Source organism: Nocardia suismassiliense, assembly GCF_900269665.1.
GTDB lineage: Bacteria > Actinomycetota > Actinomycetes > Mycobacteriales > Mycobacteriaceae > Nocardia > Nocardia suismassiliense.
In genome coordinates, this window is sequence record NZ_LT985361.1 from 1009164 (window position 1) to 1023649 (window position 14486).

Sequence of the window (14486 nt, forward strand, 5' to 3'; positions counted from 1 at the left end):
GTCATCGTTTATCAGCTCCGACCACCCACATCGAGAAGTACTGGGATCCGCCACCATAGGCGTGGCCGAAGGCTTTACGCGCACCCTCGACCTGGTAGGCGCCGGCGCGGCCCATGACCTGCTTGGCCGCCTCGGCGAATCGGATGAGCCCCGAAGCGCCGATCGGATTGGAAGAGAGCACCCCGCCGGACGGGTTGACCGGCAGAATGCCGCCGATCTCGGTCTCGCCCTTGTCGGTGAGTTTCCAGCCGTCGCCCTGCGGCACGAAGCCCAGGTTTTCCAGCCACATCGGTTCGAACCAGGAGAACGGCACATAGATCTCCGCCACGTCGATCTCGCTGAGCGGGTCGGTGATCCCGGCGGCTTTCCACAGCGCGGCCGCGGCGTCCTGGCCGGCCTGCGGGTTCACCTGATCGCGTCCGGCGAAGGTGGTCGGCTCGGTGCGCATCGCGGTGCCGTGCACCCACGCGACCTTCTTGCCGGTGGCCTCGACGGCGGTCGCCGCTTCTTCGTCACCGAGCACGATGGCGCACGCACCGTCCGAGGACGGGCAGGTCTCATCGAAACGGATAGGGTCCCAGAGCATTTGCGAGGCGAGCACCGATTCCAGCGTGATGTCCGGCTGTTTCAGGTGTGCCAGCGGGTTCTTGGCGCCGTTGCGCCGATCCTTGACCGCGACCATCGCGCCGATGTGGCTCGGCGCGTTGGAGCGCCGGATGTAGGAGCGCACGTGCGGGGCGAAGTAGCCGCCCGCGCCCGCGCCGACCGGCATGGTGAACGGCACCGGAATCGACAACGCCCACATGGCATTCGACTCCGACTGCTTTTCCCAGGCGATCGCGAGGACCCGTTTGTGCACCCCCGCCTGCACCAGATTGGCGGCGACCACGCCGGTCGAGCCGCCGACCGAACCGGCGGTGTGCACGCGCAACAACGGTTTTCCGGTGGCGCCCAACGCATCCGCGAGATACAGCTCGGGCATCATGACGCCCTCGAACAGGTCCGGTGCTTTACCGACCACCACCGCGTCGATATCGGCGATGGTGAGACCGGCATCTACAAGCGCGCGATCAATGGCTTCACGGCACATGCCCGCCATCGATACATCGGTTCTTTTCGTCACGTGATGGGTTTGACCGGTGCCCAGCACCGCAGCCGGAAAGCTCATCGGCTCGCCTCCGAATCCAGAACTGTCACAAGGTTTTGCTGCAACGCGGGCCCACTGGTGGCGTGCGCGAGCGCTCGATTCGCCGAGCCGTCCATGATCGCGTTAGCCGCGAAGCCGATTCGCTCCAAGCCCGCGGCGAACATCGGATTCGCGGCGAGCGCACCACCCGACGGGTTCACCTTGGTGCCGTTCTTCAGGCCGATGGCCTCGGCGAGGATCAGCTGCTGATGACTGAACGGCGCGTGCAGTTCGGCGACGTCGAAGTGGGTGTCGCCGCCGGTAACCGCCTGTGCGGCAGCCGAAGTGGAGGGGGAGACGGTGAGGTCGCGCGCGCCGAGCATTGGCGTGTCCACCCGGTGCGCCATGCCGGTGATCCAGGCCGGCCGCTCGCAGAGTTCGCGGGCCCGATCGCCGATGGCGAGCACGATCGCGGCAGCGCCGTCGGTGATCGGAGCGACGTCGTGCGCACGCAGTGGATCGGCGATATACGGTGCGTCGAGCAGGCTTTCGGCCTGCGTCGCCCGGCCGCCGGCGGCTAACGCGTCCGCGGCCACCGCCGCCATGTCGCGTTCGGTCCAGCGGCCCGCGTCCAGCCCGGCCCTGGCCTGCAGGCCCGCGATGGACCAGGCGTCCGGCCACAGCGGTGTCACCAGGTACGGATCGAGCTGCATGGTGAGCCCCTGGCGCAGCGTGCCCGCCGAGGATTTACCGAAGCCGTACACCAGCGCGGTCTTCGCCTGCCCCGAGCGCAGTTTCACCCACGCCTCGTACAGCGCCCATGCCGCGTCCATCTCCACGTGCGATTCGTTGATCGGCGGCACCGCGCCGATGGCGTCGATTGCGGAGATGAACGAAAAAGCGCGCCCGGCAAGGTAATCCGAGGAGCCCGAGCACCAGAAGTCGATGTCGGACTTGGTGATGCCGAGCTGGCGGTAGAGCTGCTGGAAGCAGGGCACCAGCATCTCCACGCCATTGGTGGTGCCGAAGGTCTCCGGCACGTGCGGCGCGTGGGCGAAACCCACGACCGCGATGTCGGTTCCGTTGTCAGTCAACGTGCGCCTCTCTCAGAGGTGGTGCTTGTAGGTCTCGTAGTCGGCATCCGGCTCGCCGGTGGGGCGGAAGTGGTCCACGTTCTCCAGCCCGTAGCCCCACTGCTCGCGCGGCTTCCACACCGCCTCGACGCGCATGCCCATCCGGACTTCGCTTGCCTCGCAACCGAGTACGAGATGCAGCACCGGGATGTCCGCGCCGTCCAGCAGTACGTAGGCCGCGACGTACGGCGGCTTGATCCGCTGACCCAGGAACGGCACGTTCACGATGCAGAACGTGGTGACTGTGCCGCGGTCGGGCAGCTCGACGACCTCGTCGGTGGGCCTGCCGTCGGTCGGGTTCGCGCCGCGCGGCGGGAAGTACACCTTGCCCGCGGCGTCGGTGCGCCCGCCGAGCAGCTTGCCTTCGGCGAGTCCGCGCAGGTAGACGGTCTCCTGCGGGGAGGCGGTGTGCTTGTAGGCCAGGTCGACCGGGGTGGTGAGCATCGTGACCGGCTCGCCGTCGACGGCGGCCGCGGTGGTGTCGGACTTTTCGCCGGGCTCGAAGCAGGCGATGTCGTGGATGGTTCCGGTGGTCTCGGCGGCCCAGCGGACGGCCACTCGCATGCCAGTCCGCATGTCCTCAGGCGCGGCGACGTCGACCGCGTGCAGCAGCGCGGTGTCCGCGCCGTCCAGCCGGATCAGCGCCCAGGCGAACGGCCGGTCGAACGGCTGGCCGGGCAGCGGCTCGCGCACCCAGGTCCAGGATTCGACGGTGCCGACCGCGGCGACGTCGACGAACTCGGTGAGCGCAGCCGCGGTGATCGGATCGTATTCCGGCGGCGGCACCAGCACCCGGCCGTCCGACCCGCGCACGCCCACGATCTTGCGGTCGCGCAGTTTGGTCAAGAAGGTGCCGATCGTCGGTCCCACGGACCGCGTGTAGTCGAATCGCACCCGTAGGGGCGCGCTGAGCACATCAGGTGCGGCGTTCAATTCCGACCCTCTCTCATCCGCGATTACGCCGGATGCGGTATTCCCCTGAGTCACAATGTCGAGTAGAACAGGTTCTTATTCTGCTGGCAAGATGCGGTGTCGGTGACGGGCTGTATGAGCGGCCGGCGAGGTCGGAAGGTGGAGCATGAAATTCGGATTGCAACTCGGGTACTGGATGGCGCAGCCCCCGGAGAATGCGGGGGAGTTGGTGGTCGCCGCCGAGGACGCCGGGTTCGATGCGGTATTCGCCGCGGAATCGTGGGGATCGGACGCCTTCGGGCCGCTGACCTGGTGGGGGTCGTCCACGGAGCGGGTGCGACTCGGGACCTCGGTGGTGCAGATGTCGGCTCGCACGCCCGCCGCGACCGCGATGCACGCGCTCACGCTCGATCACCTGAGCGGCGGCCGGGCGATTCTCGGGCTGGGTGTGTCCGGGCCACAGGTGGTCGAGGGCTGGTACGGGCAGCCGTTCGCCAAGCCGTTGCAGCGCACCCGCGAGTACGTCGGGATCATCCGGCGGATTCTGGAGCGGCAGGCGCCGGTCACCAATGACGGGCCGCACTATCCGCTGCCCTACGCCGGGCCGGGGGCGACCGGGCTCGGCAAGCCGCTCAAGCCGATCGTGCACCCGCTACGTGCGGATTTGCCGATCTGGCTCGGTGCGGAAGGCCCCAAGAATGTGGCGCTGACCGCCGAGATCGCGGACGGCTGGCTCGCCATCTACTACGCACCGCGGCTGGCGAACATGTACAACGACTGGCTCGACGAGGGTTTCGCCAGGGCGGGTGCGCGCCGGTCGCGCGCCGACTTCGAGATCGCCGCGAGCTGTCAGGTGGTGATCACCGACGACGCGGCGAGCGAGCTCGAGCGGATGCGCTGGATCATGGCGCTCTACATCGGCGGCATGGGCGCGCCGGAGCAGAATTTCCACGCGCAGGTCTACCGGCGGATGGGCTACGAGCGGGAGGTCGACGAGATCGGCAGCCTGTTCCAGGCGGGCAAGAAGGCCGAGGCGGCGGCCGCGGTGCCGGACGAGCTGATTCTGGACACCGCGATCATCGGCGACGAGGAGCATGTCCGTAAGCAACTCGGGGTCTGGTCGGCGGCCGGGGTCACCATGATGTTGGTGTCGGTTTCCGATGTCGCGCAATTACGTCGTCTCGCACCCCTTGTCGATATGTAGAACACGTTCTAGATTCAGTAAGATGACGACGCAGGAGTCAGTGAAAATTCTCGGTCTGTGGAACATCGCCGAAGCCGAACCCGATCGGATCGCCATGGTCGATCCGGCGGGCCGGGAGGTGACGTATCGCGAATTGGCCACTCTCGCCAATCGCTACGCCACCGGCCTGCGCGGCCTCGGCCTGGAAACCGGCGACGTGCTGGTGAGCATGGTGCACAACTGCGTCGAGGCGATCGCCGCCTACTTCGCGGCGTACCAGGCCGGGCTGTACATCGTCGCGGTGAACTGGCACCTCACCGGCCCGGAGGTCGCGTACATCCTGCAGGACAGTGAGGCCAAGGCGTTCCTGGCCAGCGATCGTTTCGCGGCCACCGCCAAAGCCGCCGCCGATGAGGCGGAATTGCCTGCTACGGGGCGTTTTTCGGTGGGCGAGATCGACGGCTTCAAGTCGGTGGCCTGGCTGGGCGCCGCGGACACCGGGCGACCGGCTGACCGCAGCACCGGGGCGCCGATGCTCTACACCTCCGGAACCACGGGGCGCCCCAAGGGCGTTCGCCGCCCGCTCACCGGCGCCGACCCGGATGTCGTTCCGCCGCACACCAATGCGTTCTTCGGCCTTTTCGGGCTCGCGCCGTACGACGATCACGTGCACATCTGCGGGTCGCCGCTCTATCACACCGCGGTGCTGAACTTCGCGACCATCTCGATTCAGCTGGGGCACAAGCTCGTTCTGATGGATCGCTGGGACGCCGAGGAGATGCTGCGGCTGATCGACAAGTACCGGGTGACGCACAGCCACATGGTGCCCACCCAGTTCCATCGGCTGCTCGCGCTGCCCGAGGAGGTGCGCGCCAAATACGACGTGTCCTCGCTGCGCAGCATGGTGCACGGTGCCGCCCCCTGCCCGCAGGAGACCAAGCGGAAGATGCTCGAGTGGTGGGGCCCGACGGTCACCGAGTACTACGCGGCCACCGAGGGCGGCGGCACGGTGATCAACGGGACCGAGTGGCTGCAGAAGCCGGGTTCGGTCGGCAAGGCGTGGCCGTGGTCGGTGATCAAGGTGCTCAGCGAAGAGGACGGCTCCGAGGTGCCCGCCGGTGAGCCCGGCCTGGTCTACATGCGGATGGGCGCTTCGAGTTTCGAGTACCACCACGACAAGGCCAAGACCGAGGATTCGCGCGTCGGCGACCTGTTCACCGTCGGCGACATCGGCCACCTCGACGAGGACGGCTACCTCTACCTGCACGACCGCCGCTCCGACCTGATCCTGTCCGGCGGGGTGAACATCTACCCCGCCGAGATCGAGAACGTCCTGGTCACCCACCCCAAGGTCGCCGACGTCGCGGTATTCGGTATCCCGCACCCGGATTGGGGCGCCGAGGTCAAGGCCGTCGTCCAGCCCGCCGAGGGCATCGAGGGCAGCGACGAGCTCACGACCGAGCTACTCGCCTTCGCCGCAACCCAATTGGCGAAGTACAAGATGCCCAAGTCGGTCGACTACCTCCCCGAACTGCCCCGCGACCCCAACGGGAAGTTGTACAAGCGCAAGCTTCGCGAGCGCTACGTCCCAGCTCCCTAGGAGACGGACAGAGTCATATGGTCGCTACCCAAGATCAGGTAGCGACCATATGACTCCGCTCGATCCTTATCTCCTTGCCGCACACCCTTTTCACGCTGCCTGCCCCGGGCGCACAGCGCCTTCTTTGGCTGTCAAACCTTCCGGGGGGCGGGGGTGTTCAGACTGCTTCGCGCAACTCCGGGGCCAGCCCGAACAGCGGGAACAGCTTCGCCGTGTCGAGGAAGAAGCTCATGCCCGCAACCTCGTTGCCGTCGAGCTCCAGCACGGTGATCGACCACGGGACCCACACGCCCGGCTCGCCGCTGGGCTTGTAGTGACCGAAGGCGGGGTTGCCGTTGGCGCCGTCCAGGCGGACCAGGCGGGAGTCGCGGCAGCCCGCGCCGTGGCCGAGCATGAACGCGGCCACGTTCGCCGGGCCGGAGACCCAGAACTCGATCGGCGGCATGGACAGCGCCACATCGGTTTTGAGCAGCGTGGTGAGCGTGTCCATGTCGTAGGCCTCGAACGCCTTGACGAAGTTGTCGACCAGCTTGCGCTGGTCTTCGTTGGACTCGTCGTAGTTGTCCGCGGTGCTCGGCTGCACCTTCGACATGGTGGCCCTGGCGCGTTGCAGCGCGCTGTTCACCGACGCGGGCGACATGGTGAGAGCTTCGGCGGTCTCGTTGGCGGAGAACCGCAGCACCTCGCGCATGATCAGGATCGCGCGCTGGGTGGCGGGGAGGTGCTGACAGGCCGCGACGAATGCCAGGCGCAGCGTGTCCTTGGCCGAGGCGTGGTCGGCCGGGTCGGCGCCGAAGGCCAGGGCGTTCGGGATCGGCTCGATCCAGACGTAGTCCGGCTGCGGCGCGGGTAGCGGTGAATCCGGCCGCGACGGACCGTTCAGGTCCATCGGCCTGGCTCGCCGCTGCGGGCCGTCGAGCATGTCCAGGCAGACATTGGTGGCGATTCGATACAGCCAGGAGCGCAGGCTCGCGCGTCCCTCGAACGAGTCGTAGGACTTCCACGCGCGGGTGAAGGTTTCCTGGACCGCGTCCTCGGCTTCGAAAGACGAACCGAGCATGCGGTAGGCGTAGGCGCACAATTCCCGGCGGTGCTTCTCGAAAGACTCGAGCACGTCGGGAGCAAGGCCGGCGGAGTGGCCGGACGGGTCGTTCATGGGTGTCACCATGCCACAGCCCACCGACACATCCCAGACCCGAAAGCTCGCTACCAGCACCAGCAAGATCAACACCCGCGGCGCCGGGTGCGGGCGGTCACAGCTGTGGGGGCGAGCGATGAGTTCAGCCGCCGCGTCTCGTCCTTATTTCTGCGCAACTAAACAGGCGGACTACGAAAAGGTGTCGACATGACCAGCCGGATGATTTTTCTCAACCTACCCGTCGCCGAGCTGAACCGGTCGAAGAACTTCTACGAGGCGCTCGGCTGGAAGGTCAACCAGGAGTTCAGCGACGACAACGCGGCCTGCATCGTGATCGACGACAATATCTGCCTCATGCTGCTGACTCGGCAGTTCTTCACCAACTTCAGCAAGCGCCAGGTCGCGGACACCACCGAGAAGATCGGCGCCACTTACGGATTGGCGCTGACCAGCAGCGCGGAGGTGGATGCGCTCGCGGCGGCGGCGCTCACCGCGGGTGGCACCGAGGAGATCAGCGAGGACAAGCGCGCGCAGGAGGCACAGGTCGGCATGTACAGCCGCACCTTCCTCGATCCGGACGGCCACCAGTGGGAGCCGTTCTGGATGGACTACCCGGGCAATTGAGCCGGACATGAGCCGCCCCCCGGTACCCGAAGGTGCCGGGGGCGGCGTGGTCTCAGCTGCCGGTGAAGGTCGGTTTGCGCTTCTCCGCGAAGGCTTTCGGGCCCTCTTTGGCGTCGGTCGAGCGGAACACGGCCATGCCGAGCTTCGCGTCGATCTGGAACGCCTCTTCCTCGTGCATGCCCTCGGTCTCCCGGATGGTCCGCAGGATGGCCTGCACGGCCAGCGGGCCGTTGGCCGCGATCTGCGCGGCGAGTTCGAGGGCCTTGTCCAGCGCGCTGCCGTCGGGAACCACGTGCCCGATCAGCCCGATCTCCTTGGCCTCGGCGGCGGTGACGTGCCTGCCGGTCAGCAGGATATCCGCGGCTACGGTGTACGGAATCTGGCGCACCAGGCGCACCGCGGAGCCGCCGAGCGGGAACAGGCCCCAGCGTGCCTCGGACACACCGAATTTCGCGCTCTCGCCGGCCACCCGGATATCGGTGCCCTGCAGGATCTCGGTGCCGCCCGCGATGGCCGGGCCCTCGACCGCGGCGATCAGCGGCTTGGTCAGCCTGCGGCCCTTGAGCAGCGCCTCGATCTTCGACAGGTCCCAGCCGCCGCCGGCGAACGAATCGCCGGGGTGCTGCGCGGTCATCGCCTTGAGGTCCGCGCCCGCGCAGAACGCGCCGCCCGCGCCGGTCAGAATGGCCACCCTGATGTCCGGATCGCTGTCCACCTGATCCCAGGCGTCGCGCATGATCGCCATCATTTCCGCCGAGAGCGCGTTGCGCGCCTCGGGGCGATTCATCGTGACGATGAGGACATGGTCGCGTTTCTCAACGAGGCAGTGCGGCATTGCGAATCTCCTGACTTTCAAGCCTTGCCAGGAACAGTAACACGTTCTATTTTTAGCCTTGTGAGCTACAACATAGCGGACCTTGTCGAACACTCCATCGACCTGATGCCCGACCGCGTCGCGCTCGCTGACGACGGCCGCGAGGTGACCTACGCACAGCTGGAGGAGCGCGCCAACAAGTTGGCTCACTACCTGCTCGAACACGGTGTGAAGCCGGGGGACAAGGTCGGCATCTACTCGCGCAATACGATCGAGGCCGTCGAGGCGATGGTCGCGGTGTTCAAGGCGCGGGCGGTGATGATCAATGTGAACTTCCGGTACGTCGAGAACGAGTTGCAATACATCTTCGACAATTCGGACATGGTCGCGTTGATCCACGAGCGCCGGTACAGCGATCGGGTGGCCGGGGTCCGGCCGAACACCCCGCAGCTGAGGACGGTTCTCGTCGTCGACGACGATACGACCGGCACCATCGCGACCGCAGCGGATTCGGTCGAATACGAGGCCGCCCTGGCCGCCTCGTCCGGTGAGCGGGACTTCGGTCCGCGCTCGCCCGACGACATCTTCATGCTCTACACCGGCGGCACCACCGGGCTGCCCAAGGGCGTGATGTGGCGGCACGAGGACTGGTGGCGGGTGCTCGGCGGTGGCATCAACTTCATCACCGGCGAACCCATCGAGGACGAATGGCAGCAGTCCAAGACCGGTGCCGCCAACAACCCGCAGATGGTGCGGTTCCCGATTCCGCCGATGATCCACGGTGGCTCGCAGACCGCCACGTTCCACAGCCTGTTCGACGGCGGTAAAGCCGTGATGCTGCCCGAGTTCAGCGGACACGGGGTGTGGCAGGCGATCGACCGCCACAAGATCAACCTCATCTTCATCACCGGCGACGCCATGGCGCGGCCGATGCTGGACGCGCTGATCGAGGGCAACCCGGAAACCGGTCAGCCCTATGACCTTTCGAGCCTCTACGTGATGGCGAGCAGCGCCGCGCTGTTCTCGCCCGCGCTCAAGGATCAGTTCGTCGAGCTGCTGCCGAACCGGCTGATCTCGGACTCCATCGGTTCCTCGGAGACAGGTTTCGGCGGTCTGTCGATCGTCGCCAAGGGCGTCAACCACACCGGCGGACCGCGGGTGAAGATCGATGCCTCCACCCAGGTGCTCGACGAGGCAGGCAACCCGGTCGAACCCGGCTCCGGCCAGGTCGGACTCCTCGCCCGCAGCGGGCACATCCCGCTCGGCTACTACAAGGACGAAGTCAAGAGCGCGGCAACGTTCAAGGAGTTCAACGGGGTTCGTTACGCCATCCCCGGCGACTACGCCAGGGTCGAGGAAGACGGCACGGTCACCATGCTCGGCCGCGGCTCGGTCAGCATCAACAGCGGCGGCGAGAAGATCTACCCCGAAGAGGTCGAGGGTGCCCTCAAAACCCACCCGGAAATCTTCGACGCGCTCGTCGTCGGTGTAGAAGACCAGCGCTGGGGCCAGCGCGTCGTCGCCGTCGTGCAATGCCGCGGCGAAAACCACCCCACCATCGAAGAACTACGCCCCTTCCTGACCAAAGAAATCGCCCCCTACAAACTCCCCCGCAGCCTCTGGTTCGTGGACGAAATCAAGCGTTCCCCCGCAGGCAAACCCGACTACCGCTGGGCCAAGGCCCAAACCGAGGCCCGCGCCGCCGACGAGCACGCCGAGGCGAGTAGCAAGTAGGACCGCCGGGAGCAGGGGGAGCGACGTGACTGTCCGTTACGGGTACTTCGAGGAGACCACGCGCGGCTTCGAGCCGTTGCCGTTCGCCGCGAGCGCCTGGTCGCCGACGATGGTCAATGGACCCGCCGTCTGTGGGCTGCTGGCCAGAACACTGGAGCAGCACCATGGTTCGGCGGGCTTCCAGCCTGCCAGGTTAACCGTAGATCTGTTCCGGCCCACGCTGGCCAAACCGATGACCGTGGTCACGGAGCTGGTTCGGGAAGGGCGGCGGATCCGCGTCGCCGATGCCGCGTTGATGCAGGACGGTGTGGACGTCGCACGGGCGACGGTCGTCTTCCTCGAGCGGTCGGCCCAGCCGCCGGGTCAGCTGTGGACGCGGGCGGAGGTGCCGCGCCCGCCGTCGGTGCCGGTCGCCACCGAACCCACCCGTCCGCTGTGGGGCAGTGACGCGCACGCCGAGGGTTGGTCGCCGGAGATCGGCGAGCACCAGAACGACAGCCGAAAGCGCATGTGGCAGGCGCCGATGCGGGTAATCGAGGGTGAACCACCCTCCCCCTTCGTCGGTGCCGTAGTCATCGGCGAGGCCACCAGCCTGATGACCAACTGGGGCAGCGCCGGCATCGGCTTCATCAACACCGACATGACGCTGGCACTGGCCCGGCTGCCGGTGGGTTCCGAGATCGGCATAGAGGCCGACAGCCACCTCAGCACCGACGGTGTAGCAGTAGGTAGCGCAACCTTGTTCGACAGAACCGGCCCCTTCGGCACCTGCGTAGTAACCGCCCTGTCCAACGCCCAACGCCAGGTCGACTTCACCAACGGCGACATCTTCCAGGCGAAAGCCGGTATCCAGTAACGACGTTCCAGCGCCGTCGACGTGCACGCAAATAGCAAGTTTGACTGGGCTACTCGAAGGGTCGCTGCGAATCATGCAGCGGCCCTTCGATAGTCAAGACTCCCTAGCGTCGGCGGTCGGTCTGGCGGGGGTGTCCGGTGCCTGCGAGTGTCAGGTACAGGGTTCGTTCCTCGTCGGCGATCGCGTACCAGATTCGGCCGCCGCCGGTGATCTCGTACTGCCATTGCTCCAGTTCGGCGCCGCCCATTTTGATCGACTTCAACTCGAACTCGAGTCGATGCTGCCGGGACGGATTCGCGACACTGCGTGGGTCGCTGGTGATGTCTACCCAGGCGCGATCGAGATTGCCGGGAGCCTGCGCCAGCAGTTCGGCCCAGCCCTTCGCGGCATTGAGGTTGTGCACGACTACCCGCCAGGGACGGGGGCGGGGAACTCGTCGCCCTTGCGGAGCTTCATTCGGCACCGCCGGGGCGGGCCACCTCGGTGAACTCGTCGGGCTCGAACGGGCCGGCGAGGCGGTGCGCCAATTCTGGCTGGGCGTAGATCTCGGCGGTGTGCTGCCAGGCGACCAGATCGCGGGCGAACGGCGTGAACAGGCCGGTGTCGGCCCCGGCGATCAGGTGGTCGAGCAGTTCGTTGACGGCCTCGGTGCGCCCCGTGTCGGGTAGCCACTTCAGCCACGGCAGCTCTTCGGAGAACACTTCCTCGGCCAGGCTGCGGTTCGTCTTCGCAATGATCGCGATGGTCCTGGCGAGCAGCCGGATCGCGGTCTCTTTGGCCTCGAACCGCTCGGACCGCGACAGCACCAGATTCTCGGCGTCGCGGCGCTCCAGGATCACGTCGGCGTCATCGAGTGCAGGAAACACCGAGGTCTGCTTACGAATCAGGTCGCTGAACGGGAACGTCTTGGAGCTCATACGCCCATCCTACGGGAAGTTCTGAAGTAGTTCAGTTGGCAGACCGGAGGTAGTGGTGGGGGTCAGCGGTTGGGGAGTTCGGCTAGGCGGTGGGCCAGGGCGGTGCGGATGGTGGGGATGCGGGTGAGGGTGGCGATGGCNGGCGGAGGGTGGCCATGCGGGTCATCCGGTCGGTGAAGGCTACGACGCCGAGGGCTATCGGTCGGCGGGTGGTTTCGTAGGTGTCGAGCAGGGTGTCGGGTTCGCCGGCGAGGACTCGGGCGAGCAGGGGGCCGAGGGTGGCGGCGTCTTGGATGCCGGTGTTCATGCCCTGGCCGCCTGCGGGGCTGTGGACGTGGGCGGCGTCGCCTGCGAGCAGGATTCGGCCGGCGCGGTAGTGGGCGGCGACGCGGTGGTGTACGCGGAAGCGTGAGCTCCACAGCACCTCGCTGACTTTGATGTCGCCGCCGGGGCCTCGGGTGTCGAGCACGGTTTGGATGTCGTCGCGGGTCGGGTGCTCGGGTGCCTCGTCGACGGTGGCGACTACGCGGTAGCGGTTCTGTTCCGCCGAGTCGGGCAGCGGTGCGACAACCGTGACGCCCTCCGGCGAAAGATGCAGTGCCACTTCGTCTCGGGCGATCGGCCAGTCCATCCGGACGTCGGCCAGCACGAAGGAGGCCGGGTAGGTGTCGCCGGCGAATTCGATGCCCGCCTGCTCGCGGACGACACTGTGCATGCCGTCGGCGCCGATGACGTAGTCGGCGCGTAGTGTGCCGGCCGCCCCGTCGCCATCGGTGTATTCGACAGTCACGCCGTCTTTTTCGTTGACGAGGCTGGTGACCTGGTACGGCCGCCGCACCTCGCCGCCCGCTTTGTGCAACCGGGCGAGCAGCACCGCCTCGGTGGTGTCCTGCGGCGTCATCAGGGTGTAGGGGTACGGCGTGGGGAGCCCGTCGAACCTGATGGTCGCCAGCGTGCGGGCGCCGTCGTGCACGGTGAACCGCGGCACCACAATGCCTTTCGCGACGAGCTCCTCGGCGATACCGAGCTCGTGCAGCACCTCGAGGGTCCTGGCGTGCACGACGGCGGCGCGAGAAGTGTTGGCGCCCTCCGCGAGCCGATCCAGCAGGACGAAATCGACGCCCGCGTCGGCCAGGGTGATCGCCGCGGTGAGCCCGGCTGGTCCCGCACCGACGATCAGGACGGAGGTGGTGTCCGGCAGCGGGGTGATGGTCATGAGAACTCCTGAAGTCAACATCTGTGGGCCAACGCTTGTTGACTTAACCGTAAACCGCCGCGTGTAGTAAGTCAACAGTTGTTGGCCTACACTTGTTGGCATGACGACCGTGCCTGATCAACCGCCTGCACGCCGCTCGGACGCGACCCGGGCGGCCATCCTGGATGCCGCCCGCGCTCGGTTCGCCGCCGAGGGTTACGGCAAGGCGACCATCCGTGCCATCGCTGCGGACGCGGCTATCGACCCGTCCATGGTCATGCGCTATTTCGGCAGCAAGGACGGCCTGTTCGCCGCCGCCGTCGACATCGATCTGGCCCTGCCCGACCTGGCCGCCGCCGACCGGGACTCGCTCGGCGAACTACTGGTGCGCCGCTTCCTCGCCCTCTGGGAAGAACCTCCCGGCAACGAGGTCATGCTGACCCTGTTGCGCTCGGCCGTCACCGACGACGCCGTCACCGAACGCTTCCGCGCGGTCTTCGCCCAGCAGGTCCTGCCCGCCGTCCTGCGCTTCGGCGACCCCGCCGACGCTCCCCATCGTGGCGGCCTGGTGGTCACCCAGCTCCTCGGCCTGGCCCTCTGCCGCTACGTCCTGCGCATCCCGCCGGTCGTCGCCTTCACCCGAGACGAACTGATCGCCGAAATCGCCCCCACACTCCAGCGTTACCTCACGTCGGCGAAGGACCGATAGGCGGACGAAAGAGCGAATCGGCCCCGCCGGTGAGACCGACGAGGCCGATTCGTGTGGGCCGGTTCCGATTCCGGTAGGGCTAGCTGGTCCGGATCCGCTCGACCTTGGTCGCGGTGGTGCCGAAGGCGGCGGAACTGGCGTCGAGGGCCGCATTCTCCGCCGACGCGGCGAGGTTCGCGAGTTTGACATCGTCCGGTGCCGCCGCGGCTTTCACGGCGGCTTGTTGTGCCGCCGCCGCGGTGAGCCGGACGTTCTTCGGCGGGTTCGGGAGTTCGCCGACGGTCGCCAGGGCTGCGGTGGCGGCATGTGCGGCAGTGGTGGCGGCCTTGACCGCGCCGGGCGACGAGGGCCGGAACTGGATTTCTTCGACGGCTACCGGCCGCACCTTCTGCGTGTACGTCACCGGCTCGTTGGCAGTGCTGACCGCTACTGCTTCGAACGCGGAGGCGCCGCGAGCATTGGCGCTGGCGGTGCGGGCCTCGGCCTGGGTGATGAGTGCGGCCGTTCTACTCACTGGTTGGCCATGGGCCTCGCCGATCCCACCC

The 14486-nt window shown here is 67.1% G+C and carries 15 protein-coding genes; 6 read left to right on the plus strand and 9 right to left on the minus strand.

Features of this window, described 5'->3' with window-relative positions; genetic code table 11:
* Position 1 precedes the first annotated feature (1 nt).
* Genes DBO33_RS04595 through DBO33_RS04605 form a run of 3 tightly spaced genes read right to left on the minus strand, consistent with a single transcriptional unit; the run spans position 2 to position 3192 of the window.
* Positions 2-1168, minus strand: a complete 1167-nt coding sequence (locus tag DBO33_RS04595) for a thiolase domain-containing protein (RefSeq protein ID WP_107653918.1) — start codon at positions 1166-1168, stop codon at positions 2-4.
* Entirely contained in the window at positions 1165-2220 is a 1056-nt protein-coding gene (locus DBO33_RS04600; RefSeq protein WP_107653919.1) for a thiolase domain-containing protein, read from the minus strand. Before DBO33_RS04600 ends, DBO33_RS04595 begins: the two co-directional genes overlap by 4 nt.
* Before the next feature lie 12 nt (positions 2221-2232).
* A complete protein-coding gene (locus DBO33_RS04605) occupies positions 2233-3192 on the minus strand; it encodes a Zn-ribbon domain-containing OB-fold protein (RefSeq protein ID WP_234390695.1) in 960 nt (319 codons plus the stop codon).
* Between the two features lie 145 nt (positions 3193-3337).
* Between DBO33_RS04605 and DBO33_RS04610 the strand changes: the two genes are divergently transcribed.
* Both DBO33_RS04610 and DBO33_RS04615 read left to right on the plus strand, forming a co-directional pair.
* Positions 3338-4375, plus strand: a complete 1038-nt coding sequence (locus DBO33_RS04610) for an LLM class F420-dependent oxidoreductase (RefSeq protein WP_107653921.1) — start codon at positions 3338-3340, stop codon at positions 4373-4375.
* Positions 4376-4397: 22 nt separating this feature from the next.
* Positions 4398-5954, plus strand: coding sequence for an acyl-CoA synthetase (locus tag DBO33_RS04615; protein WP_107653922.1), 1557 nt, complete (start codon positions 4398-4400; stop codon positions 5952-5954).
* 157 nt (positions 5955-6111) lie between these two features.
* On the opposite strand, the gene DBO33_RS04620 is transcribed toward DBO33_RS04615, so the two are convergent.
* Positions 6112-7110, minus strand: a complete 999-nt coding sequence (locus DBO33_RS04620) for a sigma-70 family RNA polymerase sigma factor (RefSeq protein WP_107659978.1) — start codon at positions 7108-7110, stop codon at positions 6112-6114.
* A gap of 189 nt (positions 7111-7299) precedes the next feature.
* Between DBO33_RS04620 and DBO33_RS04625 the strand changes: the two genes are divergently transcribed.
* Entirely contained in the window at positions 7300-7716 is a 417-nt protein-coding gene (locus tag DBO33_RS04625; RefSeq protein WP_107653923.1) for a VOC family protein, read from the plus strand.
* Positions 7717-7768: 52 nt separating this feature from the next.
* Here the strand turns inward: DBO33_RS04625 and DBO33_RS04630 are convergent, their stop codons facing one another.
* The gene (locus DBO33_RS04630) at positions 7769-8551 is read right to left on the minus strand and encodes a crotonase/enoyl-CoA hydratase family protein (RefSeq protein ID WP_107653924.1); all 783 of its coding nucleotides are present in this window, start codon (positions 8549-8551) and stop codon (positions 7769-7771) included.
* Positions 8552-8611: 60 nt separating this feature from the next.
* On the opposite strand from DBO33_RS04630, the gene DBO33_RS04635 reads away from it, so the two are divergent.
* Entirely contained in the window at positions 8612-10264 is a 1653-nt protein-coding gene (locus DBO33_RS04635) for an acyl-CoA synthetase (protein WP_107653925.1), read from the plus strand.
* A 25-nt stretch (positions 10265-10289) separates the two neighbouring features.
* On the plus strand, positions 10290-11120 hold the full coding sequence (locus DBO33_RS04640) for a thioesterase family protein (RefSeq protein ID WP_234390696.1): 831 nt from the start codon (positions 10290-10292) through the stop codon (positions 11118-11120).
* Positions 11121-11223: 103 nt separating this feature from the next.
* Here the strand turns inward: DBO33_RS04640 and DBO33_RS04645 are convergent, their stop codons facing one another.
* The 3 genes from DBO33_RS04645 to DBO33_RS04655 form a co-directional block, all read right to left on the minus strand.
* Complete coding sequence (locus DBO33_RS04645; protein ID WP_107653926.1) at positions 11224-11523, minus strand: hypothetical protein; 300 nt, start codon at positions 11521-11523, stop codon at positions 11224-11226.
* Positions 11524-11572: 49 nt separating this feature from the next.
* A complete protein-coding gene (locus DBO33_RS04650; RefSeq protein WP_107653927.1) occupies positions 11573-12037 on the minus strand; it encodes a hypothetical protein in 465 nt (154 codons plus the stop codon).
* Between the two features lie 82 nt (positions 12038-12119).
* Positions 12120-13355, minus strand: a complete 1236-nt coding sequence (locus DBO33_RS04655; RefSeq protein ID WP_456093875.1) for an FAD-dependent monooxygenase — start codon at positions 13353-13355, stop codon at positions 12120-12122.
* Between DBO33_RS04655 and DBO33_RS04660 the strand changes: the two genes are divergently transcribed.
* Positions 13354-13941 (plus strand): TetR/AcrR family transcriptional regulator, encoded by a 588-nt coding sequence (locus tag DBO33_RS04660; RefSeq protein WP_107653928.1) that lies wholly within the window; start codon positions 13354-13356, stop codon positions 13939-13941. The two genes, DBO33_RS04655 and DBO33_RS04660, sit on opposite strands and share 2 nt — an antisense overlap.
* Before the next feature lie 79 nt (positions 13942-14020).
* Here DBO33_RS04660 and DBO33_RS04665 read toward each other — a convergent pair whose 3' ends face one another.
* The gene (locus DBO33_RS04665; RefSeq protein WP_159080117.1) at positions 14021-14455 is read right to left on the minus strand and encodes a hypothetical protein; all 435 of its coding nucleotides are present in this window, start codon (positions 14453-14455) and stop codon (positions 14021-14023) included.
* Positions 14456-14486 lie beyond the last annotated feature (31 nt).

Excerpts from the sequence above, each read along its gene's own strand:
- DBO33_RS04595 (WP_107653918.1), bottom strand. The coding sequence starts at position 1,168 with ATGAGCTTTCCGGCTGCGGTGCTGGGCACCGGTCAAACCCATCACGTG.
- DBO33_RS04610 (WP_107653921.1), top strand. The coding sequence starts at position 3,338 with ATGAAATTCGGATTGCAACTCGGGTACTGGATGGCGCAGCCCCCGGAG.
- DBO33_RS04615 (WP_107653922.1), top strand. The coding sequence starts at position 4,398 with ATGACGACGCAGGAGTCAGTGAAAATTCTCGGTCTGTGGAACATCGCC.
- DBO33_RS04620 (WP_107659978.1), bottom strand. The coding sequence starts at position 7,110 with ATGAACGACCCGTCCGGCCACTCCGCCGGCCTTGCTCCCGACGTGCTC.
- DBO33_RS04625 (WP_107653923.1), top strand. The coding sequence starts at position 7,300 with ATGACCAGCCGGATGATTTTTCTCAACCTACCCGTCGCCGAGCTGAAC.
- DBO33_RS04630 (WP_107653924.1), bottom strand. The coding sequence starts at position 8,551 with ATGCCGCACTGCCTCGTTGAGAAACGCGACCATGTCCTCATCGTCACG.
- DBO33_RS04650 (WP_107653927.1), bottom strand. The coding sequence starts at position 12,037 with ATGAGCTCCAAGACGTTCCCGTTCAGCGACCTGATTCGTAAGCAGACC.
- DBO33_RS04660 (WP_107653928.1), top strand. The coding sequence starts at position 13,354 with ATGACGACCGTGCCTGATCAACCGCCTGCACGCCGCTCGGACGCGACC.